This is a genomic window from Methanosphaerula palustris E1-9c (assembly GCF_000021965.1).
In the GTDB taxonomy this organism is placed as follows: Archaea; Halobacteriota; Methanomicrobia; order Methanomicrobiales; family Methanospirillaceae; genus Methanosphaerula; species Methanosphaerula palustris.
Map to the genome: position 1 here is coordinate 2,426,970 of NC_011832.1, position 24,274 is coordinate 2,451,243.

Consider the following 24,274-nt stretch of genomic DNA (forward strand, 5'->3'; position numbering starts at 1 on the left):
AGTGAAGATGATTCAAAACAATCAGCGTCTGGACCTGATTCGGGAACTGCTCAGTGCGCACCCCCAGGGACTCAGCGTCACCGAGATCGCAGCGGCTCTTGGCGTCAATAAGAACTCTACGGGCAGGTCTCTGGACACCCTCTATGCCGCTGGGGAGATCAGGATGCGCCGGTTCGGCATGGCAAAACTCTACACTAGCGCCGCACGTATGCCACTCTCTGCCATGATGTCCCTCCTCTCGAACCCGATTCTCATCGCCGATGCCGACCAGACAATCACCTTCATCAATGACCCTTTCCTCTCCCTGCTCAACCTGACCAGAGAGCAGGTGATCAACAGGCACATCACCACCGTCAGAGGGGTAGCACCCGACATCGAAGGGCTGGAGGCCGCCTTCGACGCCGCCACCGAGCAGGGAGAGGTGAAGGAGATGATCCGGTTCAGCGGAGAGGAGGAGAGGATCTTCCTGCGGCGGTGTGTTCCGGTCACCCTGGAGACCGACGCAGCCGGAACCGCCGTGATTATGAAGGAACTCACCGCCCAGATCAGGGCTGAGCAGGCGCTGCATGAGCAGGAGAACCAGTTCACAGAGGTCATCGAGAACCTTCAGGACATCTACTACCAGACAGATCAGGACGAGATCCTGACGTATGCAAACCGGCAGATCCTCCCATTCCTTGGCTACGACTCGATGGATCAGGTGCTTGGACACACTGCATCCTCATTCTGGGCAGAGCCGGAGAAACGAAAGAAGTTTCTCAACCTTGTGCGGAAGCGAGGGGCTATCAATGATTTTGAGACCTCCCTGTTGAGGGCAGATGGATCCCAGGTTCCGATCTCGACCAGCAGCCACCTCCGCTTCGCCCGTAACGGAGAGGTTCTGGGGCTGGGCGGTACTATAAGGGATATCTCCTGGAGAAAGAAGAATGAGGAGAAAATTCAGGTCCTGAGTGCACATAATCGGGCGATGATCGAGGCGAACTTGGACCCGATCGTATCGGTCGACCGCGACGGGCTCATCACTGATGTGAACGAGGCCACCGTAGCCATCACCGGATATCCACGTGAACAACTGATCGGATCGCGATTCAACCAGTACTTTGCTGACCAGATCCAGGCCGAGCAGCTCTTCGGAGAGGTCGTCCATTCCGGGCAGATCCGGAACAGACTTGCCAGCATGCTGCATGCAGACGGGCACAGGACACCGGCCCTCTGCAATGCCGCACTCTGCCGTAACGAGGATGGGACGATCAGCGGGATCTTTGTTTCGCTTCGGGACATCACGGATCAGGAGAAGATGGATCGCGATCTGACCCGAAATGAGAGGATGCTCCAGATGACGGAAGCGGTCTTCACCCTCTCAGAACAGCCGATCGTAATCGGGTTCCCAGATGGAGGGGTTGCCTATGCGAACCCAGCCCTCTGCAGGATGCTCGGGTTCACCGAGAAGGAACTGAAAGCGCTGGACTGGAGGACCGACCTTACATCACAGGAGTGGCAGGAGACGGATTCCAGCGTTCTGGAGAAGCAGGCGCTGACCGGGGAGCCACAGAAGTATAGGAAGGAATTGCTGCACAAGGACGGATATCCGGTGCCAGTGGAGATCGTCATGCACCTCATCCGCGTGACCAGAGATCAAAACCCCTGCTTCTGCTGCTACCTCACCGATATCAGTAGGGACCTGCAAGCGGCGAAGCAGCGGGCTGCAGGCGAACTGCGGTTCCAACACTTCTTAAACGCTGCACCGATCGGCGTGCTGACCGCTGACAGTGGAGGGAGGATCGTGACGGTCAACAGGAGGATGGCCCGGCTGTTCGGGCACTCTTCCAATGATCTGGAGGGGCGGTTGACCATCGAGGTGCTTGAACAGGCTGATCTCGGAGAGAAGCACCGTTTTAGAGAGATACTCATCAACGGAGCAGAGAACATCCCGGTAGATATCAGGCAGAAGGATGGAAGACCTGTCGAGATGCTGCTGACCGTGGCTCCGGTCACGGATCAACAGAACCAGTATCAGGGAATGGTCGGGTTCCTGATCGATCAGACCAAGACGAAGAAACAGGAACGGATACTGATCGAAGCCGGCCGGCGAATCTCCGCAATGATCGATCAGGTCCCCCTGATAGCGCTGAAATTCGATCGGACCGGAGAACTCATCTCATGCAACGATGCTCTGATCGCAACGACCGGCTGGACCAGAAACCAGGTGCTGGGCAGGGACTGGCACCGGCACCTGGTCCCGCCCGGAGAGACAGGGGACCGCGACCTGACCATGCAGGATCTGGTCAAGGGAGACCAGAAGGACTGGACCGGACCAGTGCTGACCGCCGACGGACGGAAACTGCAGATCCGATGGACCTGCCTGATGCTTCTGGACGACCAGCAACAGTTTGAAGGGACCATCTGCCTCGGCGAGGAGGTCACCGAGCAGCGTCAACTGGCCGTGCTTCTCTCCAGAACCGAGGAGGAGTATCAGGACCTCATAGAGATAAATCCGTATCCGACAGTGCTGATCGATGCCGACTGGACGATCACCCGGGTCAACCGGGAGTTCACCACCGCCCTGCATTACACGGTCCCAGAGAGACCGAAGAAACTGACGTTCCTCTCGATCGTCAGCCCGGAGAACAGACCGGCTGTGACTATGCTGCTGAATGAAGAGGTCAGCCACGCAACCTGCACGCTGGTCCAGGAGGACGGGAGACCGATCATCGCCACGATTCGGCCCGGCCCCTGCAGAGGAGACCGACCCCGGATGCTGGTGTTGATGATCGATCAAGTATAGTCAGGACTGCACCCACGGAGATCTGAAAAACTGGAGGATATAACAAGATGAGCAGGGAAGATGGCACTGATGGCCACAGTGCCTGACCTGGCGAACATCCCGGACGCCCCACCAGTGTTAAGATCCGTCCCTTCCCTGCCCCCAGAGATAATTGAAGGTGTTATTGCATTGAGGTTGTTGATGACTCTGTTCTAGGTGGTGTTTGATCATCCCCCAGACCCAGGGGATGATCCTCACATATACACTGATATTATAAATATTTTTCTTGAGATTCAGAGCAGGTACTCCCACTCCTGCTCCTTAAGGTGCTGCCGCTCCTGCAGGTATCCTGGAAGAACCGTTCCCACCCTCTTCCAGAACCGGGGGGAATGATCCATGCAGCCGATATGGCAGAGTTCATGGACGACGACATACTCGACCTGCGAGAGCGGAGCCATCACCAGCCTGATGTTGAAGTTCAGGTTCTTCTTCGACGAGCAGGAACCCCACCGTTTCTGGAGCAGTTTGAACCTGACCCCCTGCACCCCACCACCGGTCACGACTGCATATCGGTCGACCAGGGGAGGGATGATGGCCTCGGCCTGCTGCCGATACCACGCGATGACTGCAGACCTGACCTGAGACCGGTCGACCGGATCGCCGATCGCAACCAGGAGTCGCCCGTCCGCAGCCGTGACCCGGAGAGTATCCCCACCCCTGCTGATCGAGAGACGATAGCGTTCACCGAGCAGCAGGAACGTCTCCCCCTCACGATAGGTTCGGGAGAAGGTGCGCTCAGGGGATGACTCCAACCGGGCGAGGGTTGTTGCGATCCAGTCCGCCTTCTCGCTGAGGAGACGATCTATCGCGGCCCCCCCGGTTTTCTCCGGCACCAGCACTTCGACCCTGAGGTCGGTATGGACAGCCACCGCGAGATGTTTGCGCCGCGGGCGGTATTGGATGGTGTAGGGAACGGCCCGGCCTCTGCAGAAACAGGTCCCCCCGGCTCTTTCACGTGTGTTCATCTGCCAGATCAGAGGTTGTCGGTTTGCCGGTTTATAGGTGTGTGAGGAATGGAGGGCCCGGACCGGGCATCTAGATAATCCAAGAGGGCAAACAGTATTAACAGAGAGCGTGTAGATGGAGACCGATAGGCTACTAGAACGGATCGCACAGAAGTATGGGCGCGAGATAACCACAGAGATCGAACGGTACGAGCGCTGCGACAGGGCGATTAAATACTACTTCAATACCCATAAAGAGAGCGAAATGGACTACGATACGCTGGCCGATCTGTACTTCCAGCGGAACAGAACCGAATGCGCCAAAATGATCGTCTCGATCGCACGCGGAGAGGAGGAACGGCGCTGACCCACCAGTGAGTTTATCTCACATCCCGTAGATCTGCTCTCATATGGTGAGCAGAGCAGAAGAGGACAGGATTGAAACAGCGACGTTCGGAGGTGGTTGCTTCTGGGGAGTTGAGGAGGCGTTCCGAACGATCAGAGGGGTGACAAAGACCACCGCCGGGTACATGGGCGGCACTACCCCTGACCCCACCTATGAGATGGTCTGCACCGGCAGGACCGGACATGCCGAGGTGGTGCAGGTTGAGTTCGATCCGAATCTGATCGAGTACCAGGCTCTGCTGGCGATCTTCTTCTCACATCATGACCCGACCAGCCTCAACCGACAGGGGCCTGATGTCGGCGAGCAGTACAGGTCGGTGATCTTCTTTCATACACCGGTACAGGAAGAGGAGGCACGACGGATGATCCAGGACCTAGATCAGTCCGAACGGTTCAGGGGTCCAATCCAGACAGCCGTGGTTCATGCCTCCCGATTCTATCCTGCAGAGAAGTATCACCAGCAATATCTGGTCAAACACGGCAGATCCGGCTGCCACCTCTGAAGTAAGGCGATGATGATCCGCCTGACTGTTCTCAACGGGCTGCTGGCCGGGTTGCTGTTGATCGCCACTGCAACGGCCGCACCGGTTATAGAAGGGTGCCCGATCTTCCCGCCGGATAATGTCTGGAACACCCGAATCGATACACTCCCGACCGACGCCTACTCGGCAGCTTACATCTCGACGATCGGCTCGTCCAGGCCGGTCCACCCGGACTTCGGGTCAGGGACCTGGGAAGGCGGTCCGATCGGGATCCCGTACGTGGTGGTCAACGGGTCCCAGCCGGCAGTCCCGGTCTCGTTCTACTATCCGGACGAGAGCGACCCCGGGCCGTACCCGGTCCCATCGACAGCGCCGGTGGAAGGGGGTTCGGAGGCCACCGGGGACCGGCATGTGCTGGTGATCGACCGGGACAACCACCAACTCTATGAACTCTACGACGCGCACCTGCAGTCCGACCGCTCCTGGGATTGCGGGTCAGGGGCGGTCTTCGACCTGAACTGCTCCGCCCTCCGCCCGGTCGGCTGGACCTCAGCCGATGCCGCAGGGTTGCCGATCCTCCCCGGGCTGGTCAGGTACGACGAGGTGGCCGACGGGGCGATCACCCATGCGATCCGGTTCACAGCCCCCCAGACGAGGGGAGCGTACATCTGGCCGGCACGTCACGAGGCCTCCTCGCTGACCGGCAGCCAGTATCCTCCACTCGGGCAGCGTTTCCGGCTGAAGGCCGACTATGACATCAGTGGGTTTTCGCCGGAGGTGCAGGTAATTCTGACCGCACTAAAGGAGTACGGGATGATTCTGGCAGACAATGGATCATCATGGTACCTCTCCGGAGCCCCAGATGAGCGATGGAATAACGATCTCCTCCACGAATTGCAGCAGGTGAAGGGGTCTGCCTTCGAGGCCGTCGACGAGTCCTCCCTGATGATCAGTCCGGATTCGGCAGCGGCCCGGCAGCGGCCGTTGTTGATTCCAGGCGGGAAGATGATCCCGTCCGATCCGGACCTGGACGGGCGGTACGAGGACCTGGACGGCAGTGGGGTGGCCGACTTCTCTGATGTGGTCCTCTTCTTCAACCAGATGGACTGGATCGGCGAAGACGAGCCTGCCGGCCTCTTCGACTTCAATGGAGATGGTCGGGTCGACTTCGATGATGTCATCAGGGTCTTTGGGATGCTCTGAATAGCGTTCAACCCATATAACGTCATGCGTTTCAGTAATCTCTGAAAGCAGGGATCCAGCTGGGCCAGGGGGTGTTGATGTCATCGACCAGAATCTGGGTGTCGGCATGACAGGCGGTCCGTTCTGCCGGCAGATCGACCAGATGTGGAAGTATCTGAATACGCTCCAGGCCTCTTTTTTGGACCAGCAAGCCGGTACCACCCAGGGGACTGTTCAGTCATGCATCAGACTTATGCACCTGCTGGACAGACTGGAGATGGAGAGCAGGGAGATCCTGAAGACAATCACAGAACGACTTCGACGCGGCGATGTTATCCATGCTGCCGAGGTACACCTGCAGCCAAGGAACAGGGCTTCATGACTGATCGCCGTGAAGGCGAGACCCTCCGGTACAGGACTGGTCAAAGGGATCCTCTGGCAGGTCAGAGTGGTTCCGGAACGGCGGAATATCCACCACTCGCTGCGTACTGCAGAGGAACGGTTTCTGATAGTCGCGAAGATTACCCAAGACCTGATCGACGAGCATGACGTCGCCACCAACCTGATCTGCGGGTTTGGGAAGGGTGAGGAGGAGCATCTGTACCCAATGACCCGCAATGGGTGGCAGGAGGGGATCCACCCGGATGATCGCGAACAGGTGAAACAGGCCACGATCATGCATCTCCAGACTGGTGCCCCATTTGCAGGAGGAGTGCGGGCTCAGACTGTGGGATGGTCGGGAAGTCGTGATCGCAGACATGACCACGGCCATCAGGGACAGGGCCGGAAGAGACAAGGGGGAACCAGGCCCTCCCCAAGGAATTGGAGTACTGGATCCGCCGAAAGGACGGCACGTGCCGCTGTATTCAGAACCGGTTCACTGCCATTAAAAACGGGCGGTATTCGGTGATCACGACCGACACTAGGCGGGGGGAGGTCGACGAAGAGAACGCCCGGCATGCTAAGGACCTGAAACTGAAGAACGAGGAACTGGATGCAGCGGCCGACCACCTCCGTATGTTGACCGCCGATCTCGATGATCAGAAGGAACGGTTGCGTGCGGTGCTGACCATGTCTCCTGAGGAGATCCTGATTTTCAGCAGAGATCTTCGAATCTCGTACCTGAACCCCCCAGCAGCCGCAGCACTTCATATGAAAAAAGCAGATGAGGCGATCGATGCGACACTCGGGGAGCCTGGGATCCGGGTCGAACAGGTACTGCCATCCCTTGAAGAGGTGATCTGGGTCTTCACCGAGGGGACTGTCGTCAGAGGACAGTACTCGCGAAGAGAGAATGATACCATCCAGCATCTGGCGTACATCATGAGCCCGACTACGACCGGACCGGGGGATTCGAGGCAGCCCTCGTAGCCTCACACGATATCACTTCCAAGATGGTGGCCGAGGAGGCGTTGGCTGATAGCGAAGGCGGTACCGCTCCCTGGTGGACCTAACTCCTGATGCGATTGTACTCCATCAGGATGGTAGATTTGTTTACCTGAACCCTGTCGGGGCCAGACTCCTGGGGACCGAGTCCGCCGATAAACTGATCAGTACAGGGATGACCGCACTGCTCCATCCGGATGATCGGGGAGAGAGCAGTCGACGGATCAGGGATATCGAGTCCGGGGCGATGAAAACCTCACCGCTGACCGAGGTGCGAGTGCACCGAGCGGGACGGGATGCAGGTGATGGTCGAGATCACCTCGGCGGCAATCCCGTATAATGCCGGCCAGGCGATCCACTCGGTTCTGCCGGATATCACCGCACGAAAGAGGGCGGAGATGGATCTGCAGAAGGCGATCCACACTCTTCGGAAGTCCAACCAGGACCTGGAGCAGTTTGCATATGTAGCCTCCCATGACCTGAACGAGTCGCTCAGGACGGTACTCAGTTATATTTATCTCCTCGAAAAGTGGTATAAAGCGGAGCTCGGTCCAGATGCCGCAGAGATGATCGGATTCATCATCGACAGAGGAGAGCGAATGAAGGAACTGATCGCCGACCTGCTTGATTACTCGCGGCTCACCCGGAAGGGATCGGCATTTCACACAGTGGACTGCGAGGACCTGCTCATAACAACCCTCGCCCAACTCGGGCATCTGATCGAAGAGGAGCAGGCTCAGGTCACGCACGATCAGCTCCCCTGTGTATGCGGGGATGCCGGCCAGTTGTTACAGGTCTTTTTGAATCTGATTACTAATGTGATCAAGTCCCATGGTCCGGACCGCCCCGAGGTTCAGATCAGTGCAGCCCGGAGTGGGGAGACCTGGACCTTTGCATTCAGGGACAACGGAATCGGGATCCCGGCAGATGCCCACGAACGGATCTTAATTATGATATTTCAGCGGCTACACACCCAGGCAGAGTGCCCTGGCACCGGGATCGGGCTCGCGATCTGCAGAAAGGTGATCGAACGACACGGGGGCGAACTCTGGGTGGAGAACTGCGAGGGGCGGGGGTCCGCGTTCTTCTTCACCCTTCCGACGCTGGGCCTACCCTGCGACGGTCAGGTTCCCGGACTCCCGGGCCAGATCCGAGGCAAGAAGGGACTGTTCATGCAGTTCGGCAGTCGTGGCCGTACCGGCGGCGATCGCGGCGGTGACAGTCTGATATCGGGTGAGTCGGGCCAGCGATTCCTGCGCTGACGTTGGGGAGGTATAGTCCCAGCCGCGGTAATAGAGTGGGTGGTCGATCATCTCCATGATCTGTCCGGTCACCGGATCGCCGGCGATCCAATGGCCCGGTTCGACCTCAGCCATCACCCAGGCTCGGTCAGTGGCCGTCAGGTTCTGTACCATCCCCACCAGGGACCCAAACCGAATCCGGACCGGAACCCCGGTCTTGTTGAGGGAGGACCAGGCCGTCACCGCGGCGGCTTCACTCCCGGTCAGATTCTCACCAGGGGCCGGGATGGTGCCAGATACCTCCTTGAGCACCCCCTCCAGTTCCATCCTCGTCTGTCCAGGACCCAGGTGAATATAGACCTGCCAGAGGAGGAAAGAGGCGATCACCACGACAATCAAAAGGTAGACGGCCAGGAATGGGTTGGACCGGATCGGGTGACGCTCGCGCTCTGCGATCGGATCCTTCGCCGTGGCCAGGAGGACTGCCATCGGGTTATCGGGGATCCGCCTGGTCGGGATGATCGCGTTGCAGAATCGGCAGGTCCGGTCCCCCTGCCGGATCGGCGTCCCGCAGTGGACACAGCGTTTGGTCGCTTCAACTGCATTAAAACAGTAGGGACAGATCGTGACATCCGGCTGGATCTCCATGTTGCAGTGGGTGCATCTCCTCATGTGCCCTCCCCGGGGCGAACCTCAGCCCGGTTATTCAGATCTCTGAACCAGAGGTGATGAACGTATTGGTGGTATCGGGATCAACGGATGGTGATCACATGGACCGGGCAGGCGTCTGCCGCCTCAGCAGCATATACATCCTGGTTCGAAGGGACTGTCCCCTCTGCCAGCAGGCCGTCGATCTGGCAGGAGGGCTGGATGGAACTCTTCATATCCCCTTTCTCCTCTGTGAAGATCCCCGGGCAGAGAAGCCAGCAGGCCGCACACGAGATGCACGCGTCACGGTTGATCGAGACGATTTTCATCGAACCGTTTTGGTTGTTGAGGCATAAATACACTTCAGATCGATTCAGGTTTCCTTATATGCGTTCTGCACCAACCGGTACGCATGGATATGAAGTTGAACCTGCTGATCGTGGCCTGCTTTGCCGTGGTTCTCTTCGCCCTTTTTGGCGGGTTCAGTTACTTCTTTCCCAAGGTGAACCCAATCACGATCCCGCCGATCTCGGTCCAGCCGCACGAGGTGATGCCGAACACCAGCCCCCGGATAGTGACCCAAGAAGTTCCGACGCCTGAGCCGGCCGAGACGACGGAGATCGCCCCCTCGGTGCCGGAAGAGGGACTCTTGATCGTCCACTTCATCGATGTCGGGGAGGGGGACGCCGCTCTGATTATCTCGCCGTACGGGCATACGATGCTGATCGATGCCGGCCCGAAGGAGACCTCGGAGACGGTAGTAAACTATCTGAAAGCACAGAAGGTGACTTCCCTGGATATGCTGGTAGCGACCAACGGTCAGGCCGATCATACGGGTGGGATGGAGACGGTAATCCGAACGCTCCAACCCAAACAGTTCCTCGACAACGGCGGACCGAACGGCCACCCGCTCGATTACCAGCGGATTTTGGACCTTTTACAGGCACAGCAGGTCCCGGTCTCCCATCTGGCAGCCGGGGATACGATCGATCTCGATCCGTCACTCTCGATCACGGTGCTGAACCCCGGGGCGGCAAGGACCGGAAACCAGCAGGAGGACTCACTGGTCTTCAAACTGGTCTACAAGGAGACGTCGTTCCTCTGCTGCGGGGACATGGGAACAGCGACCGAGCAGCGATTACTTGCATCCGGGACCGACCTGAAGAGTTCGGTGCTGAAGGTGGCCGGGCATGGCGACGGGAAGATGACGAGCGGGGATTTCCTGGCCAGAGTCTCCCCAGATATCGGGGTGATCAGTGTTGGGGAGAACATCTATGGGTTCCCAAGTTCGCGGATCACCGGGACGTTGACGATGCGGAACGCGAAGGTTGGGAGGACGGACTGGGATGGAAACGTGATCGTCACCTCGGATGGGAAGACCTGTTCGCTCTGGCAGGAATACACCAGCGGAGACCCCCTGTACCGATCGAGTGACGAGTAACGTCGCAACATGAAGCGGATCTCCCTAAATATGCCAATCTCTAACATTTTTTCAACGATTGATCAGGGATGGTGCTCTTTAAGCACAATTAGTGGTTCCATTCGTCCTCTGTCAACACGTAGTATACAAATACAACAACGAAAAACTTGAAGACGATACAGACCCGAATACGAGATTTTTGAAGCGATCCCCTTCTATTTTCATCTTCCTCGCACTGCTAGTTGTCTGGATATGCGTTGCCAGAGGCACGACAAACCCATCTGCTGAAACAGGTACATCGGTGTCTCCGTCATATATGACAGCACCCCATTCTCCAACTGCAGAGGTACGCAACACCACAATCAACCATTTATAAGTACGCAGAAAACGCGCGGCAGGCCAGGAACGTCCAGGGCAAGGCTGTCGCCAATATCAAAACTAGTACGATCGTCTTTGCAAAGGGCTTCGGCGTGAAGACAGCCGGCGGTTCCGATCCCGTCACCACGGATACCGTCTTCCAGATCGGTTCTACCTCTAAAGCATTCACGGCCGCCTTCGCGGCCATGGAGGCCTAAGATGGCAGGATGAACTGGAGCGATCCGGTCATCCAGTATGTACCGGGCTACAAGATGAACGATCCATAGGTCACGAAGGAGTCCACCTGCACTGATTCGCTCACACAGAGGAGCGATTACGTTGCCTTCTTGTCGAACCTGACCACGTGTCCCTCCACACGATCGACGTCCGGCCCAACAACACGACGGGGGCGATCCCCATCGATCCCGACTGGCAGTTCAATGATATGTGTTTTATGTGATGGGGCCGGCCGGGGGTATCGATTCAGAGTATGCGGGCAGGGGTCGTGCTCAATACAGGACCGGATGGCTCGGTTCAGCGGATGACAATGACACTCTGGATTGATAATCCTCATAATGCAACCTATACCTGGGCCATGTAACGAGATGGAAAAAAATTAATCCCCGGTTTTTTCATATCCTTGCCGGCAGGCAAAGCTCTCTTTGCTGATGAGGTCGATGTTTCACCACTGATCTCCCATGATTCTTCAGATCTTCACCCTCACGCTCACTTCTCCAGGGATGAGTACGGACGCCGCCCGCGACCTCCTCCGGCTCTTTTCGATGGCGGTGAGCGAATATACAATCCTCCATCCGGCCGGGGCGATTCACCAGTATCCAGTCGTGCAGTACAAGGACGTCGACGGGGTGCCGACACTGGTCGGGATCAACGAGGGGGCGGCAGTTCTTGCAGCGGTCGGCGACCGAATTCCCATGGGGGCAGAGACCTACGAGGTCCAGAGCCGGGATGCATCCGTCAGGGAGGAGGCGTTCGGGATCGCACCGGAGTTGATTGGATACGAGTTCATCACCCCCTGGCTCGCGCTGAACCAGGAGCAAGCCCGGACGTTCTACACGCTGAAGAGGAAGGACCGGCGGGCCGGATTTTTGCAGAAGATCCTGGTCAAGCAGATCGGGACGCTCGCCCGGGCGGTCGGGTATACGATCCCCGACCCGGTCAGCGTTGCGTCAAATCTGCACTTTCAGAAGAGCCGACTCAACGGGGCCGGCGTCATCCTCTTCACCGGGACATTCTCGGTGAATTTTGTCATTCCAGACCTGCTCGGCTTCGGGAGATCGGTGCCGACAGGGTTCGGGGCGGTGAGGAGAAGAGTAGTGAAGGAAGAGTGAAGGGGGTCTGGCCGGACATGACAGCGACCAGGAGCCGCGGTCAAACACTTGTCAGCAAGCAGTTTATATCGTGTTTCAAATGCGACCATGAAAAACTGGTAAATCAGCCCGTCTGGGGAAACGGATGATATACCTTGCGTACTGAGAGAAGGATAGTTCTACACAGCTGATATGAAGAGCACCCACCCTCACATGAGGGGAGGGCGTGTGTCACTGCATGTGTTCCGGAAAAAAACTGCGACCAAAGATCAAATCTCAGTATCCAACCCCGATTCAGAAATCAGACTGGCAAACACCTCATATAGTCTGCAGCGAAAACTGCAAAGATGCTGCTAACGCCGCCTGGCAGACATCGAACCGACACGACCTGCGCCGGTAAACACCACGACGGTGCCCACGATACTGGTTCCAGCGATCACGACGGTTGCACCGAGGGTGGTAGCCGGCACCCCATACAACAGTCCGCATACCATCTCCGGCCAATCATTACAGGCAGAGGACATCGACACTGGTGGTGAAGAAGTAGCCTCCCATGATACCACTCACGGGAAAAAGGGCGGAATCTATCATCAGAGTGATGTCGACCTCGAACATCTCGACATCGAAGGGTCGCCGAACGTCGGCTGGATCCAGGCCAGCAACTGGCTCGCGTTCACCGTAAACATCGGCACAGCCCACACCTACGATGTCGGGTTCCAGGTTGCCACATCCCCACAGGATCCTCGGTCCAGATCTATCCAGACGACGAGACGACTCAGGTAGCGAGGGTCAACATGCTGAACACCGGCGACCCTGTCGGCCCATCCAGCCTCTCGAATGCGGGTCAGAACTCCACACGTGTTAGTCATGGAAACGTGTCAGTCCTTGCAGTGTTCGATAGCGTTTTCCATCACATTTTCCAGAAGTTTTTCAAAAACATCACGTTCGAGATCACTGAAGTTTTCCGTCATCTTCCGATGCCACGCATCTCGTATCTCCAGTATTTCAGGATAGACGGCAAGAGCTTTATTCGTCGGATATATCTTTAATTCACGCCGATCCTCAGGATTGACTACTTTCGTGATGAACCCATTCGTCTCGAGTTGGGGTAGAACCTTTGCCACGGTGCCCTTGTCGATGATCAGTCGTTGAGACAGTTCATCCTGTGTTTGAGCAACGTTCTCACAGATACAGACGATGAACATATACTGTCCGCTACTTAGTTCCAATTTTTTGAGATGTTCCGTGTAAAACATCTGTGCACGACGATGAGCCACAGAGATATACTTTGATAAATTTTTCATGGAACCCCCTCACTTTAGTTTCATATGCAACTTTTACACTCTAATAGATTTGTACGCTGATCATTACTTGTCGATAAATTACCAACGGGATCAAGAAAAGCCAGCACTCGTCCTTCTGCATCGATGACCTCCACAGGCAGCTCCAGAGCATCAACCCGTCCATCGGTTTCCGGTTCTACATCACCATCACACCGGTTAATATAAACCCGGGGATCGTGAAAAAATCGCCTTTTGCCGTACAATTCGAAGGCGGTCTCCCAGAAGAGTTACGCCGGTATCGCTACAAGAGAGTATAGTTACAACAGAAAAAGATCAGTGATCAGAATGCAACAACTCCTTTTTGCTATTGAACTGAAAAAAGATGGTGCTGATTCCGGTTATGATATACCCGACTAGTAAAGCAGATATGACAGTTCCCTCCCCCAGGCCTTTAATTGTCCCGAATACAGAGAGTGAAATAAGTCCTGCAACGCAACACAACGTGGAATCAAACATAATTTTTGTGGTTCCAAATTTCTTTCCCGATTTCTGAGCAATTACCTTCACAATGGCATCGGCAGGATACAGGAATGAATTGGCCGATATTTCCAGATAAACTCCCAGAGCAAGAACAATGCAGCCGAGGAGTAACGTGACGATCTTTGCAGCATAAAATTCCGGATTTACAAAGGCGGAGAGGTACATTCCTACATCGATGAAAACACCCAGAAGTACGCCGATAAAAAGTTGAAGAAGTTGTTTTTTTGGGAAATCCTTACCCAGTATAAGGATCTCCATGACTAAAAAGAGAAGACCCAGCAAGAAGGCAAATCCTCCAAAGGTGATAGGAAATATCAGACAGAGCACATAGGGAACACTCGAAATGGGAGATGTCCCCAGGTACGATCGTGTGATCAGACTAATTCCCAGACCCATGAAAAATAAACCAATCAGTAATAATATCCCTCTTTTGAGAGTATGAGAGGTTAACAAGTTTGAAGGTCCCCTCTTGTAATTTGATCTTTCAGGGATTTAAATAGTGGCACATGCAACTAAACACATGGACTCGGGTGGTGTACAGGTACGCATCAACCCTGCGACGTTCCCCGGCGGGAGAGCATGTCGCACAGGAGGGAACCAGCCCTCGACCTCATTCCGCTCGGAAATCTCCCGGTTTTGCGCTACAGTATTCGGATATAAGGAGACAGCCATTGAACACATATGCACTTCTCTGCACTGCCTCTGTTACTTCTGCTGCCCGTCGCTACGCCGGCGGCCGCGATCAATTCCAACACCGGCCTTCCCCACTATATTGTCAGGGACATCCTCGGCACTGCGACCGCGCCGGAGACCGGGATGGTGGTCGCGAACGTGTCGACCAAGACCAGGGCTATCTACCTCGCGGACTAGATGGTGAAGAACGGCACCGGTTGGGAGATCCTGAAGTACTTGGCACAGGGACTTCAATTCCCCTGATAAGGTGTTTTTCGGCATGGGTATGCATCGATTCACCCACGTGGACCCGCAGACCATAGTCGTGACGGACACGACGATCACCAGCCTCTCGTTCGGTGAGATCCTGGAAGGCATGCTGCCGGAGCGGCCAGCACCAGTACCCCCTGGAACAAACACTCCCGGGGACCTTAACCATGAAGGCCTCTACGAAGACATCAACAGCAACAGTCTCCTCGACTTCAGCGACGTCGTGGTCTTCTTCAACCAGATGGACTGGATCACAGAGAACGACCCGGTCAGTGCCTTCGACTTCAACAAAAAAAGCCGGATCGACTTCAATGATATCGTCATCCTCTACAACGAACAGTAGGGATTGATGAGGTGGATCACTCCCCCGGTAATACCAGATGGTGATTCCAGGGGAGATCAACCGCCCTGTCGGCCAGCCCTCCTTCCCGTTTTTCAGATCTCCCGGCTGGTTGACTGGTATCAAACGACTGAATCAAGCAGCCTTCGACATGAGAAGAGAAGAGGGACCGGAAAACGGTGCCTTAACTCAATTATATTGAGCGAGGTATTATATATATATATGAGCAGATAATACGAGGCTGGTGACCTATATTGAATGCGCACGACCCGCACACCTCTCAGAAGATGCTCTTCTGGAGGTACATTGACTTGAGGAGAAGATTGGGGCAACCCTCGTCGGCTATGAAAAAATCCCCCCTACAAGAAACACTCTCCCCAGGAACTGTCCAGCATCCAGTCCCTTGAGAATGAGACTGGATCGATCCTCGTCGCCTACGAGGGTTGAAACCTAAAATTCCCCTCTTTTTTCCCTGCGTACCGGGCAGAACACAGTTCAACTATCCAAGATTCACCTTGAAGATAAGGGATCTTCCCTGTCGACGAGCCTAGTCACCTGCCTCCACCATCGGAGATCTCGGGAGATCTCGCCCCCGATCCGGTGATCGTCGACAGTGATAGAGGTAATTCTAGATCCCCAGCATGCGAACATTCCCCCCGGAGAGGCCTGCGGAAGAGATCAAGGGCATCACTCCAAACGGGTTGGGCGAGTGGCCACCCGATCATCAACACCAGAGTATAGGAGCCCTGATAATAGTCAGAAGATTCCACGGAATCGGGTCAGGTCGACTGCAGGGTAGGAGGCTGAATATCGAGGGAATACCAAAACCTCTATGTTTATTAACTATTCTCTCAAAATTTCTTATATTGGTGACAGAATGAAACCACTCACATTAGTCATCTCCTTTTTACCCTAGATCCTTTTTGGGATTCTGGCCGGCCACAGCCTCATCAGTTTGGAAGAAGCCCTCATCATCTGTCTGGTAGCAACGGTTCTGGTCGGATATAAAGATCTAGCCAACAAGATCATCAGTCAATGGGTGACGGTCTTCTTCTTTGCCCTGAACAGCCTCCTGATCATCGTCCTCCATCAATATCAGGTCATCCCTTACATCAGCATCTCCTCATCGGCAGTGCTCACTCTGGTCGCCTTCGGTACCCTCGCAATTGGAATGCCATTCACTCTGCAGTACGCCAAGCTGGATGTCCCCCGGGAGACCTGGGAGAACCCGATATTCATCCAGATCAACAAAGAGATGACCTTTGGATGGGGACTACTCTTCGCTGTGGGCCTGATCAAGAGTGTGATTGAATTCTTTTACAATGACCTCTTTGGCGTCCTCGGCGATGCCACGATGTATATCACGATCATCATCGGCATGATCTTCACGATGAAGTACCCTGTCTTTGCTAAAAGCAGGAAATTGAAGAAACAGACAGAGCAGCAGGGGTCTGCAGTTAATTAATACCACTACATATCTCTTTTATCTCATATCGATTCACTTTTTCGATTATCCTTGAATTTCAATCCTTCATGAACCGATTTCTGCCAGACTCACTCAGTAAGGTGGAGAGAATACAATGCCAGGTGAGAGAGCGGTTCAGAACTGGAGCAACCTCTGTTCTGTTGACCATTCTGATCAGAGGTCTGAATTCGGCAGAACCCTGTTAAAGACCCTCGATCCTGCCAAAAACCTGATGGCAAAATAAGGAACTATCCCAACCAGGATAGTGGTAACCAGAAGATACAATTATCGAAGACTGGAAAAAGTCAATACTCTCAGATATGCCCCTAAATCCTCAATCAGCCCGTCTGACCGGATCCTAGATCGTAATCTCTCATTGGCCTAGTTCAGCGAGACCGATCTCCCGACCGGGTGGCTGTCGATTGAGGGTGCGGATGGAATTGGTGTTGAGGTTCCGGCTCCCGAGTCACTCGGATCGTCACCCTGGTGGGGTCGACAGCCGAGATCGAGGGCGGGTGCACCTCGACGAGGTCAGTTGTTTGGATCATGCACTCGACATTCAGCACGAAGATCCCAGAGAGCGGCCTCGCGATCCTCCGGTACCAGGCCTAGTCAGTCAGATGAACTGGGACGTCGATGAACTCCAGACGCTTGGTGACCCCAAGGAGGACCAGTTTCCCATGACCAGCGAAATCGGCAATCCCAACCTCGAGGTCTGCATTGGTCGCGGGGACCTGGAGGGCCCGGCGGGTCGCACCGGAGGAAGTGAACCTCCTGGCGACGAACCTGGTCCCACTATACTCGATCACCAGCCGGTGCCCCACTCCCTTCGTCACGACACCCGCCCATAACCACACTCCCAGCGGCCTCATTTTTGAAGAAGAAACCGACCTTCAGGTTCCCCTTCGCCCTACACCGGCGGAGGGTCACGTGGTCCTGCAGGTAGTAACCGTTCTGATACAGTTCGGCCGGGGTGGTCCCTGAACAGACGCCGTTCCCCTCGCTCTCACAGTCCTCAAAGAGGAGGTCGGCGGTCTGCTACTCATGCCCCTCCCTGGAGCAGTCGGTGTGGAACCCGGACTTGAATGAGCCGACCGCCCGACACCGACGGACTATAAGTCCGAGCAGGTGACTGGTGTCGATCAGATCGAACCCGCAGGATCAGTCCTCGAGCCCTGCCTCCCTCTGCCCGCTCCCACACGAGACCCCCTAGCAGTCCTCAAAGGTCACGCTCTGAAAGGTAGCCGTCCCCAGGCTGGCTGTGTTACAGGAGAAGCCATGATGGTAGGCCATTCTGGCGAAACACCAACAGAAGACCAAGTCCATCAATCGCTGCCCGTCCCTCCCCCAGTCATGAATGCAACCGGACACCCACTGTGCTTGCCGAACGGGAGGCATGAACGGCCATCGAGCGAGTGGCAGATCTCGACCTCTTCGCAGATGAACCTGCTCGCATAGTTCTCGATGACAAGGTATCCCTGCCCGGAGAACCCCTGAAGGCTCACACCATCCAGAGTACTATCACCAACCAGATCCTGCATCACCGTTCATTCTTCAAATTCCCGAAATAACCGATCGGCCGCTGCTGCGAGGGCCTCGGCCTGGTAGTAGATGGCAGCCTCCTCAGCAAAGCTTTCAATCACCATGCTGATGGCGACAAGCCTCTTCGATACGATATACGACCCCGAGAGGAACTGCAGAGTGCCACCCCAAGCGCAATGATCGTCTCATCGCAAGTCTGCAACGCCACAGTTCAACCTCCGTGCAGGGTCAGTACGAAAGAACCCAGCAAAAAGCAACGGATTCCTTGGTAATAATATTATCTTCTCCTCCTCAAATATTCCAATCAGGCCTCCTCCCCCATTCCCCACCCCTATCGTTCTCAATCCCTGGACCTTATCCCCTTCGGGACCTGAATTTTCAGGGGCTGAAATAATACATCGATCCACGTTTATGACTAGGGACCTGTCCAGAACCTAACCGGGAACGGGATGTTCAATACTATAAATACCCTGCCCGCACATTTGATCCAGCGTGTACCTCTTCTTTGACACCGAAACTACCGGCCTCCCGAAAAAAAAACATGCCTCGATGCACAGGGTCGCCAACTGGCCGAGGATCGTCGAGCTCGGTTGGGTACTGACCGACACGAAGGGAACGGTGATCGAGGAGGCAGGGCTGTTGGTCCGGCCCGACGGGTTTTCGGTGCCGGCTGAAAGCACGGCCATTCATGGGATCACCACCGAGCAGGCTACCGAGCAGGGGTCTGCAATTTCTGAGGTGCTGGCCCGGTTCCTGCTGGCCCTGGAGCAGAGCGAATTGATCTGTGGCCATCAGGTCAGTTTCGATCACCGGGTGGTCGGGGCCGAACTGATCCGGGCAGGTATGCCGGTGGACCAGCTCGATAAGCCCCGGTTCTGCACGATGGAGGCATCGAAGACGCTCAACAGGTCGGCCACCGGCCACAGCCCTCACCCGCTCTCCCTCTCGGCACTGTATCTGCACCTCTTTGATGAACCGTTCGCCGGGGCGCACCGAGCCCTTGCCGATGCGAAGGCCTGTGCCGCCTGCTTCTTTGTAATCAGAGATTTGCAGAACAGCGAGGAGGATATATAAAAAAGAAGAGTTTGTTCACCTGTTCCCGGGCAGGATCACGTACCAGGAGACTGTTTCCTGGACCTGGCTGCCCGCCTGTCCCGATCGAGTGGCCCCAGATCCGGTCCACTCGGTATGGGCCTCATCGATGAAACTCGCTCTGCAGAACCGGTGGGTTGCCCACCATGAGAGGCCACCCCACCCATCCGTGCAACCCTCTCACGTGTCTCCGGAGAGGCGGCCTGTAACCCTCGTTCGCGATGGGGGGCATACCCCCCCATCCGAGCCACCCGTGCCCGGGTCTCCGGATCAGCAGAGGCCAGGCCCCTGTTGGATTCACTTCCCAGATCTCTATCTCTGTCTGACATAATTCTCCCCAACGATCGGCATACCGCTCAGACTGTGGTCAGATGCATACTGAGCGGCCTGATTATACTGAGTAAACTATTTATATCTATTGCAATTTCAAGCAGGCATCAGGGTTATTTAGCCGAAAAAAGTCTGATTCTCATTATGGATAGATCACCCGAACCTGCATACAGTACGTCAGGATCTTGGAAAACCAGGACGATAGACCGGTCGTACCTGCCGGACAGTTTAGGAGAGATCCCAATTCCAGACAAGACTGGAGAAGCTGCCCTAGTATGGTGCCGCATCACAGACAGGTCAGGATCTGTTGGTTTGAATAGGTGCGATTGGAAGATTACGGCAATAATATCGAGTAACACTAGAACGATTAAAACGTTTTCTCCCAGAAAACAGACTCCGGTATGCCCCTCTCAGAGGTGGGAGTAATAAAATGGAAAAATTAGCTCTGTTGAAATCCTCTAGTACTATGATCCCACGATAAGGCAAATATCTAATAAGAATCGTTGCTCCTTGAGTCAATGGCAAAACCAACAACAAGGAGCAGAGATAATGTCAACGAACTGGTATATCAAACTTATCAGATACATCTGTTCAGTACTACGATCCTCCCATTTCCCTCTTTATTCCTGTAAATATTCTCGGAGAACGTATACTCAGCATCAGCTCATGGCGATCCTTCTCTTTCGTGAAGCCCTTGGTACTGACTATCGTGATGTAGTCGAACTCATCAATCTGATGGGCAGGATCAAAGACATCCTCAATTTGGACCAGGTTCCCCACTACTCGACCATCCATAAGTTCATGGCTCGAACTCCTTCTGCAGTACTCTCGATATTCCTGAATAAAACCCTCAAACTGTTTTATTCCTGGGGTGAAATTGTTCCAACAACTGCCATTGATTCTACGGGATTCACAAGTTCGTACGCCAGTCATTATTACTCCTGGCGTACAGGAAAGACCCGAAAAAACTTCCTGAAAACGTCGATTGCAGTAGATACATGTAAGCAGGTGATCTTCTTTTCCAAGATCTCGCTAAAACCAGTTCACGACACTAAACATGCTGAACCACTCCTCAGGCAGTGCCAGAGGACCAGAAAAACCGGGTGTTATGTGATGGATAAAGGGTACGATTCCGAGAAACTTCATCGACAGATCAGGGAAGAAATGGGTGCTGATTCGGTGATACCTGTCAGAACCTGGAAAGGAAAGATCTATTCGGGGAAATACAGACAAGAGATGTATAACAACTTCGATTCGAAACGCTATTACGAGAGAAACAAAGTTGAAACCGCATTTTCAGTCATTAAAAGAAGATTCGGAGAGGACCTCAAGGCACGAAAATATTGGTACCAGGTCAAGGAGATCAAGGTCAAAATGATCCTCCATAACCTCACGAAGGTGGTTCAATCAGTCGTGATTGTTATCATAGTTGAAGCATTTCAACAGAGCCGAAAAATTTATAGAAAAATCGATCTCAAAGACCGCAGCACGGGATCTCGCATGTAAGGTCACCCGCAAATGGTCTCAAAGCCTCTGCTGCCTGCGATGCTGTTTCAAAAGTGCTTATTCCGTTGGCATGGAGCGTAGCGGCGGTGATTATAATGATAAAAAACATGATGACTTGAGAAAAAAAACATCCCCAACGATGGTATCCCTATCCATACCAGTAACATTTTGCTGTGTCACCACAGGTATTCCAACGCCTATATCCGAAACATTCCTATTAACGATCTCCTCTTCAACCTCCTCTGAAACCTGCCAAAAGAACAGATATAGGAGATCGTAGTGCCTAAGATTGACACAACAGTGAGCAGATAGTCTGCTGAAAACTGAATTTGATGGAGCACCGTGTTTTAACAATGATTCCCCAATCCAATTTAACAAAGAAGGTTTTCAGGATGTATGCAATCAATATCAGGGCCAGATACTTCAGAATTTTAGAATATGTTTTATAGGTTACAAAACCTCCAGGATAATAATGAATCCTGTCATGAGCCATAGTCAGAAATGAAACAGCAATCTCAGCAGCATCTGCGCCGAAGTGGTCATCGCCGCCAGGTCTGCACCAATATTGATGGTATTGATAATCACCAGCAGAGAAACTGCTAAATATAACACTGGTTTTGAGTAATGATCGAGAATGACGCCGGCCAACCCTTTTCCAGTCACCATTTCGATACGGCCACACATCTGCGGGATAACAATTATAAATGGAAATGAAAATAATCACGCCCATAACTGACTGAACCAGAGCACTGCACCGATCTGGGAGTAGGTTCCAATGCCGGAAGGATCGTCATCAGCCGCACTGGTAATAAAATCAGACCCCTATTTTTTTAATCAATGTTTTCAGGTATTTCAACATCAGGACAAACCATTTTTCCTCATCATCAATCTGCCAATCTCATCTCTTCTGGTGAGGGTTCATGGTGCCGGTCGTGATGTCATTGAATTGGATCAAGCAGAAGTACAGGGGGAAACGGCGTCATGTTCACTCCAGATATTCCGACCTGTCAGTTCTCACGTCGATCTTCGAGGGAACCACAGAATTGAATAGGAGGTTCGGAATCACTCAGAATAGGTACAAATGATTAAAAAAAATAGTGGGTCAGGTGGTGCTGACCAGCGACTTCAGTGAGTCCGGCACCGTGCCGGTCGCCGTCATCGGGGTCATGGGGGCCAACCCACTCTTGTTCAGAGCTGCTGCGCCCTGGTCAGAAGCGAGCGCCTTGATGAACGCGACACCCAGGTCTGGATGCGCAGCCCGGGTCGGGATCGTCAGTCCATAGACGATCGGGGTGGCAGGGATCAGTCCTGATGGGGTCTTCGCCTGCACCAAAGCGTAATCTTTGCTCATGCTCAGGTTTGCCAGCGAGATCTCATCTGGCAGCTCGATATACGGGAGCCCGGCGTCGACAGCGCTCGACCGGTAGACCAGGGCATAGTCGGCCTTACCGCTCGTAAGGAGGTCCAGGTAGGTCGGGCCGGTGGCGTTCGGAATCAACAGACCCTTGTTGTCCTGCTTCGGGTTCGTCAGGTCGATGGTGGTGTTGGCTCCGGTCTTGTTCACTGTGATCGCACTGTGATCACTGACGACCTTCTTGAAGAGGTCGGGGACCTTGTAATATGACTCGGCCAGGACCAGTGTCATGTAGGCACGGTAACCCCCTGGGTCAGAGGTCGGGTCACTGGTGACGAGTTTGACATTATCCTGACCCAGCACCGAGTACCAGTTGTCCTTTGTGATGGTGGACGCACTGGTGCTGTTGTTGGTGTAGACGAGCACCATTGCGTTCCGCGCGAAGTTCAGGGTGAACGAGGCGTTGTCAGGGACCATCAAACGGGAGATCTGGTCGGCGTCAGCACTGGCGACGATGTCAGCCTTCTCGCCCATCTTGGTCACCTTCTCGATCATCGTGATCGAGGAGCCACTGAAGAGTTCTACCTCAGCCCCAGTGGTGTCCTTCTCAAAGATCGACTTGACGGCCTTGAACGGGGTCGCCAGAGAGCCAGCTTGGAAGACTATCGCTGGGGTGGTCGCATTCAGCGGGGCCGAGTTGTCGACCTTGAACGTCTTTGCCATCGTTGCATTCATCGGGGAGAAGAGCCCCTTGCCATACTTGTCCTTCCCATAGTCGGCGATCAATTGCTGGGTGGTGTTGTCGGTCAGGAACGTCGCGAGGGTGTTGGCGGCAGTAATGCTAGCCGTCGCATTGTTCTTCGGCACCACTGACATCACACTGTAGATGTTGAGTAGGCTATCCCCTTTGATGATCACCGGTATGAGAGTCAGGTTCCCCTTGTATGCGAGGAACGTCCCCTCATCGGTCAGGGTGTAGGCCTGCTTCTGGTCGGCCATCTGGAGGGTCTCACCCATTCCTTTGCCTGCCTCGACATACCAGTCCCCGGATTTCTCGATCTGGGTGGCATAGTCGAAGCCGGCGTTCTTCCAGATCTTCTTCTCTGCAGACTGGGTTCCGGACCCGTCACCGCGGGAGACGAAGGCGACATTGGCGGTGTTGTTTGCGCCGTCCGCTTTGAGCTTCTTAAATGCGTCCTCAGGCGAGAGCCCCTTGATCTGTGCCGGGTCGCTGGCAGGACCAACGATCTCGAAGTAGTTGTACGCAAACGAGCGCCGGTTGACACCGTTCCCGTTCTCCATGAAGGTCACCTCATCTGAAGGTGAATGGACCAGCAGCACATCAGCATCCCCACGCTGGGCTAGATCTATTGCCTTTCCAGTCCCCTGTGATGTGATCTTCAGGTGGGTATTGTACTGTTTTTCGTAGATCGGTGCAAGATAATCGAGGAGCCCGGTATCGTACAGGCTTGTCGTCGTCGCGACCAGCAGTTCCTTCACCGGAGTTGAGGCATTGGATGCACTGGTCACATTGGCTGCCGTACCATTGGCAGACGGTTGCTGGGTTGTCATGCATCCTGAAATGCAGAGACTGATCAGCAGCAGCACAACCAGAGCGATGCAACATGTGATGGTTCGTTCAGACATAGATATTACCATCAAT

The 24,274-nt window shown here is 54.5% G+C and carries 27 protein-coding genes and 3 pseudogenes; 19 read left to right on the forward strand and 11 right to left on the reverse strand.

The genetic code is table 11. The features are described from left to right. The first annotated feature begins 7 nt into the window (after positions 1-7). Positions 8-2,785, forward strand: coding sequence for a PAS domain S-box protein (locus MPAL_RS11360; protein ID WP_012618880.1), 2,778 nt, complete (start codon positions 8-10; stop codon positions 2,783-2,785). Positions 2,786-3,057: 272 nt separating this feature from the next. Here MPAL_RS11360 and MPAL_RS11365 read toward each other — a convergent pair whose 3' ends face one another. Next, a complete protein-coding gene (locus tag MPAL_RS11365) occupies positions 3,058-3,789 on the reverse strand; it encodes a M48 family metallopeptidase (RefSeq protein ID WP_012618882.1) in 732 nt (243 codons plus the stop codon). 115 nt (positions 3,790-3,904) lie between these two features. Between MPAL_RS11365 and MPAL_RS11370 the strand changes: the two genes are divergently transcribed. The 8 genes and pseudogenes from MPAL_RS11370 to MPAL_RS11405 all read left to right on the forward strand — a co-directional run bounded on the left by MPAL_RS11370 (position 3,905) and on the right by MPAL_RS11405 (position 8,485). Then, complete coding sequence (locus tag MPAL_RS11370) at positions 3,905-4,135, forward strand: hypothetical protein (RefSeq protein WP_012618883.1); 231 nt, start codon at positions 3,905-3,907, stop codon at positions 4,133-4,135. A gap of 43 nt (positions 4,136-4,178) precedes the next feature. After that, entirely contained in the window at positions 4,179-4,676 is a 498-nt protein-coding gene (gene msrA / locus MPAL_RS11375; RefSeq protein WP_012618884.1) for a peptide-methionine (S)-S-oxide reductase MsrA, read from the forward strand. A gap of 9 nt (positions 4,677-4,685) precedes the next feature. After that, on the forward strand, positions 4,686-5,858 hold the full coding sequence (locus MPAL_RS11380; protein ID WP_148208231.1) for a hypothetical protein: 1,173 nt from the start codon (positions 4,686-4,688) through the stop codon (positions 5,856-5,858). A gap of 106 nt (positions 5,859-5,964) precedes the next feature. Next, positions 5,965-6,219: a hypothetical protein gene (locus MPAL_RS11385; protein WP_048145361.1), complete on the forward strand. Its 255-nt coding sequence runs from the start codon at positions 5,965-5,967 to the stop codon at positions 6,217-6,219. A gap of 9 nt (positions 6,220-6,228) precedes the next feature. Further along, positions 6,229-6,747 carry a PAS domain-containing protein gene (locus tag MPAL_RS11390; protein ID WP_048145362.1) on the forward strand — a complete coding sequence of 173 codons (519 nt, stop codon included), beginning with the start codon at positions 6,229-6,231 and terminating at the stop codon, positions 6,745-6,747. Then, complete coding sequence (locus MPAL_RS11395; RefSeq protein ID WP_012618886.1) at positions 6,744-7,208, forward strand: hypothetical protein; 465 nt, start codon at positions 6,744-6,746, stop codon at positions 7,206-7,208. Before MPAL_RS11390 ends, MPAL_RS11395 begins: the two co-directional genes overlap by 4 nt. A 67-nt stretch (positions 7,209-7,275) precedes the next feature. Continuing rightward, positions 7,276-7,563 (forward strand): annotated as a pseudogene (locus MPAL_RS11400) (PAS domain-containing protein); the annotation flags it as partial. Then, positions 7,520-8,485 carry a sensor histidine kinase gene (locus MPAL_RS11405; RefSeq protein WP_083767050.1) on the forward strand — a complete coding sequence of 322 codons (966 nt, stop codon included), beginning with the start codon at positions 7,520-7,522 and terminating at the stop codon, positions 8,483-8,485. The pseudogene MPAL_RS11400 and the gene MPAL_RS11405, both read left to right, overlap by 44 nt. Positions 8,486-9,216: 731 nt before the next feature. Here MPAL_RS11405 and MPAL_RS11415 read toward each other — a convergent pair. Continuing rightward, positions 9,217-9,441 (reverse strand): ferredoxin, encoded by a 225-nt coding sequence (locus MPAL_RS11415; RefSeq protein ID WP_012618888.1) that lies wholly within the window; start codon positions 9,439-9,441, stop codon positions 9,217-9,219. Between the two features lie 83 nt (positions 9,442-9,524). On the opposite strand from MPAL_RS11415, the gene MPAL_RS11420 reads away from it, so the two are divergent. Beyond that, on the forward strand, positions 9,525-10,553 hold the full coding sequence (locus MPAL_RS11420) for a ComEC/Rec2 family competence protein (RefSeq protein ID WP_012618889.1): 1,029 nt from the start codon (positions 9,525-9,527) through the stop codon (positions 10,551-10,553). Between the two features lie 347 nt (positions 10,554-10,900). After that, positions 10,901-11,107, forward strand: a complete 207-nt coding sequence (locus MPAL_RS17255; RefSeq protein ID WP_269078491.1) for a serine hydrolase — start codon at positions 10,901-10,903, stop codon at positions 11,105-11,107. Between the two features lie 116 nt (positions 11,108-11,223). Here MPAL_RS17255 and MPAL_RS15935 read toward each other — a convergent pair whose 3' ends face one another. Further along, positions 11,224-11,463, reverse strand: a complete 240-nt coding sequence (locus MPAL_RS15935; RefSeq protein WP_148208232.1) for a hypothetical protein — start codon at positions 11,461-11,463, stop codon at positions 11,224-11,226. Between the two features lie 124 nt (positions 11,464-11,587). On the opposite strand from MPAL_RS15935, the gene MPAL_RS11430 reads away from it, so the two are divergent. Together MPAL_RS11430 and MPAL_RS11435 are read left to right on the forward strand one after the other, a co-directional pair. Further along, positions 11,588-12,238 carry a CRISPR-associated endonuclease Cas6 gene (locus MPAL_RS11430; RefSeq protein WP_012618891.1) on the forward strand — a complete coding sequence of 217 codons (651 nt, stop codon included), beginning with the start codon at positions 11,588-11,590 and terminating at the stop codon, positions 12,236-12,238. 390 nt (positions 12,239-12,628) lie between these two features. Further along, positions 12,629-13,000, forward strand: coding sequence for a carbohydrate-binding protein (locus MPAL_RS11435; protein WP_048145366.1), 372 nt, complete (start codon positions 12,629-12,631; stop codon positions 12,998-13,000). 95 nt (positions 13,001-13,095) lie between these two features. Here MPAL_RS11435 and MPAL_RS11440 read toward each other — a convergent pair whose 3' ends face one another. After that, positions 13,096-13,473 (reverse strand): MarR family winged helix-turn-helix transcriptional regulator, encoded by a 378-nt coding sequence (locus tag MPAL_RS11440; protein ID WP_201763846.1) that lies wholly within the window; start codon positions 13,471-13,473, stop codon positions 13,096-13,098. A 360-nt stretch (positions 13,474-13,833) separates the two neighbouring features. Further along, positions 13,834-14,493, reverse strand: a complete 660-nt coding sequence (locus MPAL_RS11445) for a YczE/YyaS/YitT family protein (protein ID WP_012618895.1) — start codon at positions 14,491-14,493, stop codon at positions 13,834-13,836. Between the two features lie 228 nt (positions 14,494-14,721). Between MPAL_RS11445 and MPAL_RS11450 the strand changes: the two genes are divergently transcribed. The 4 genes from MPAL_RS11450 (at position 14,722) to MPAL_RS17260 (ending at position 17,399) form a co-directional block, all read left to right on the forward strand. Further along, on the forward strand, positions 14,722-14,910 hold the full coding sequence (locus tag MPAL_RS11450; RefSeq protein ID WP_012618896.1) for a hypothetical protein: 189 nt from the start codon (positions 14,722-14,724) through the stop codon (positions 14,908-14,910). Between the two features lie 82 nt (positions 14,911-14,992). Continuing rightward, positions 14,993-15,325 (forward strand): hypothetical protein, encoded by a 333-nt coding sequence (locus tag MPAL_RS16610; protein WP_012618897.1) that lies wholly within the window; start codon positions 14,993-14,995, stop codon positions 15,323-15,325. A 952-nt stretch (positions 15,326-16,277) separates the two neighbouring features. Further along, positions 16,278-16,787 carry a hypothetical protein gene (locus MPAL_RS11460; RefSeq protein WP_012618898.1) on the forward strand — a complete coding sequence of 170 codons (510 nt, stop codon included), beginning with the start codon at positions 16,278-16,280 and terminating at the stop codon, positions 16,785-16,787. A 486-nt stretch (positions 16,788-17,273) separates the two neighbouring features. Then, on the forward strand, positions 17,274-17,399 hold the full coding sequence (locus tag MPAL_RS17260; RefSeq protein ID WP_269078466.1) for a hypothetical protein: 126 nt from the start codon (positions 17,274-17,276) through the stop codon (positions 17,397-17,399). Here the strand turns inward: MPAL_RS17260 and MPAL_RS11465 are convergent. Then, the gene (locus MPAL_RS11465; RefSeq protein ID WP_148208233.1) at positions 17,396-17,623 is read right to left on the reverse strand and encodes a hypothetical protein; all 228 of its coding nucleotides are present in this window, start codon (positions 17,621-17,623) and stop codon (positions 17,396-17,398) included. The genes MPAL_RS17260 and MPAL_RS11465 overlap by 4 nt on opposite strands. 489 nt (positions 17,624-18,112) lie before the next feature. Further along, positions 18,113-18,328, reverse strand: coding sequence for a hypothetical protein (locus tag MPAL_RS11470; RefSeq protein WP_012618901.1), 216 nt, complete (start codon positions 18,326-18,328; stop codon positions 18,113-18,115). 493 nt (positions 18,329-18,821) lie between these two features. Here MPAL_RS11470 and MPAL_RS11475 point away from each other — a divergent pair, with 493 nt between their 5' ends. Further along, entirely contained in the window at positions 18,822-19,403 is a 582-nt protein-coding gene (locus MPAL_RS11475) for a 3'-5' exonuclease (RefSeq protein ID WP_012618903.1), read from the forward strand. Between the two features lie 35 nt (positions 19,404-19,438). On the opposite strand, the gene MPAL_RS15945 is transcribed toward MPAL_RS11475, so the two are convergent. Continuing rightward, on the reverse strand, positions 19,439-19,750 hold the full coding sequence (locus MPAL_RS15945; RefSeq protein WP_148208234.1) for a hypothetical protein: 312 nt from the start codon (positions 19,748-19,750) through the stop codon (positions 19,439-19,441). A 550-nt stretch (positions 19,751-20,300) separates the two neighbouring features. Between MPAL_RS15945 and MPAL_RS11480 the strand changes: the two genes are divergently transcribed. After that, a complete protein-coding gene (locus MPAL_RS11480) occupies positions 20,301-21,257 on the forward strand; it encodes an IS5-like element ISMepa1 family transposase (protein ID WP_012618904.1) in 957 nt (318 codons plus the stop codon). Here MPAL_RS11480 and MPAL_RS17640 read toward each other — a convergent pair. The 3 genes and pseudogenes from MPAL_RS17640 to wtpA form a co-directional block, all read right to left on the reverse strand. Continuing rightward, a pseudogene (locus MPAL_RS17640) lies at positions 21,226-21,381 on the reverse strand (divalent metal cation transporter); the annotation flags it as partial. The gene MPAL_RS11480 and the pseudogene MPAL_RS17640 sit on opposite strands and share 32 nt — an antisense overlap. Before the next feature lie 371 nt (positions 21,382-21,752). Further along, positions 21,753-21,965: pseudogene (locus MPAL_RS15375) on the reverse strand (divalent metal cation transporter); the annotation flags it as partial. A 394-nt stretch (positions 21,966-22,359) separates the two neighbouring features. Next, the gene (gene wtpA, locus MPAL_RS14770) at positions 22,360-24,258 is read right to left on the reverse strand and encodes a tungstate ABC transporter substrate-binding protein WtpA (RefSeq protein WP_052292271.1); all 1,899 of its coding nucleotides are present in this window, start codon (positions 24,256-24,258) and stop codon (positions 22,360-22,362) included. Positions 24,259-24,274: the final 16 nt, after the last annotated feature.

Coding starts and splice junctions, on each gene's coding strand:
- MPAL_RS11360 (WP_012618880.1), top strand. CDS start 8: ATGATTCAAAACAATCAGCGTCTGGACCTGATTCGGGAACTGCTCAGT.
- MPAL_RS11365 (WP_012618882.1), bottom strand. CDS start 3,789: ATGAACACACGTGAAAGAGCCGGGGGGACCTGTTTCTGCAGAGGCCGG.
- MPAL_RS11370 (WP_012618883.1), top strand. CDS start 3,905: ATGGAGACCGATAGGCTACTAGAACGGATCGCACAGAAGTATGGGCGC.
- msrA (WP_012618884.1), top strand. CDS start 4,179: ATGGTGAGCAGAGCAGAAGAGGACAGGATTGAAACAGCGACGTTCGGA.
- MPAL_RS11380 (WP_148208231.1), top strand. CDS start 4,686: ATGATGATCCGCCTGACTGTTCTCAACGGGCTGCTGGCCGGGTTGCTG.
- MPAL_RS11385 (WP_048145361.1), top strand. CDS start 5,965: ATGACAGGCGGTCCGTTCTGCCGGCAGATCGACCAGATGTGGAAGTAT.
- MPAL_RS11405 (WP_083767050.1), top strand. CDS start 7,520: ATGCAGGTGATGGTCGAGATCACCTCGGCGGCAATCCCGTATAATGCC.
- MPAL_RS11415 (WP_012618888.1), bottom strand. CDS start 9,441: ATGAAAATCGTCTCGATCAACCGTGACGCGTGCATCTCGTGTGCGGCC.
- MPAL_RS11420 (WP_012618889.1), top strand. CDS start 9,525: ATGGATATGAAGTTGAACCTGCTGATCGTGGCCTGCTTTGCCGTGGTT.
- MPAL_RS15935 (WP_148208232.1), bottom strand. CDS start 11,463: ATGAGGATTATCAATCCAGAGTGTCATTGTCATCCGCTGAACCGAGCC.
- MPAL_RS11430 (WP_012618891.1), top strand. CDS start 11,588: ATGATTCTTCAGATCTTCACCCTCACGCTCACTTCTCCAGGGATGAGT.
- MPAL_RS11440 (WP_201763846.1), bottom strand. CDS start 13,473: ATGTTTTACACGGAACATCTCAAAAAATTGGAACTAAGTAGCGGACAG.
- MPAL_RS11450 (WP_012618896.1), top strand. CDS start 14,722: ATGCACTTCTCTGCACTGCCTCTGTTACTTCTGCTGCCCGTCGCTACG.
- MPAL_RS16610 (WP_012618897.1), top strand. CDS start 14,993: ATGGGTATGCATCGATTCACCCACGTGGACCCGCAGACCATAGTCGTG.
- MPAL_RS11470 (WP_012618901.1), bottom strand. CDS start 18,328: ATGCAGGATCTGGTTGGTGATAGTACTCTGGATGGTGTGAGCCTTCAG.
- MPAL_RS15945 (WP_148208234.1), bottom strand. CDS start 19,750: ATGTCAGACAGAGATAGAGATCTGGGAAGTGAATCCAACAGGGGCCTG.
- MPAL_RS11480 (WP_012618904.1), top strand. CDS start 20,301: ATGTCAACGAACTGGTATATCAAACTTATCAGATACATCTGTTCAGTA.
- wtpA (WP_052292271.1), bottom strand. CDS start 24,258: ATGTCTGAACGAACCATCACATGTTGCATCGCTCTGGTTGTGCTGCTG.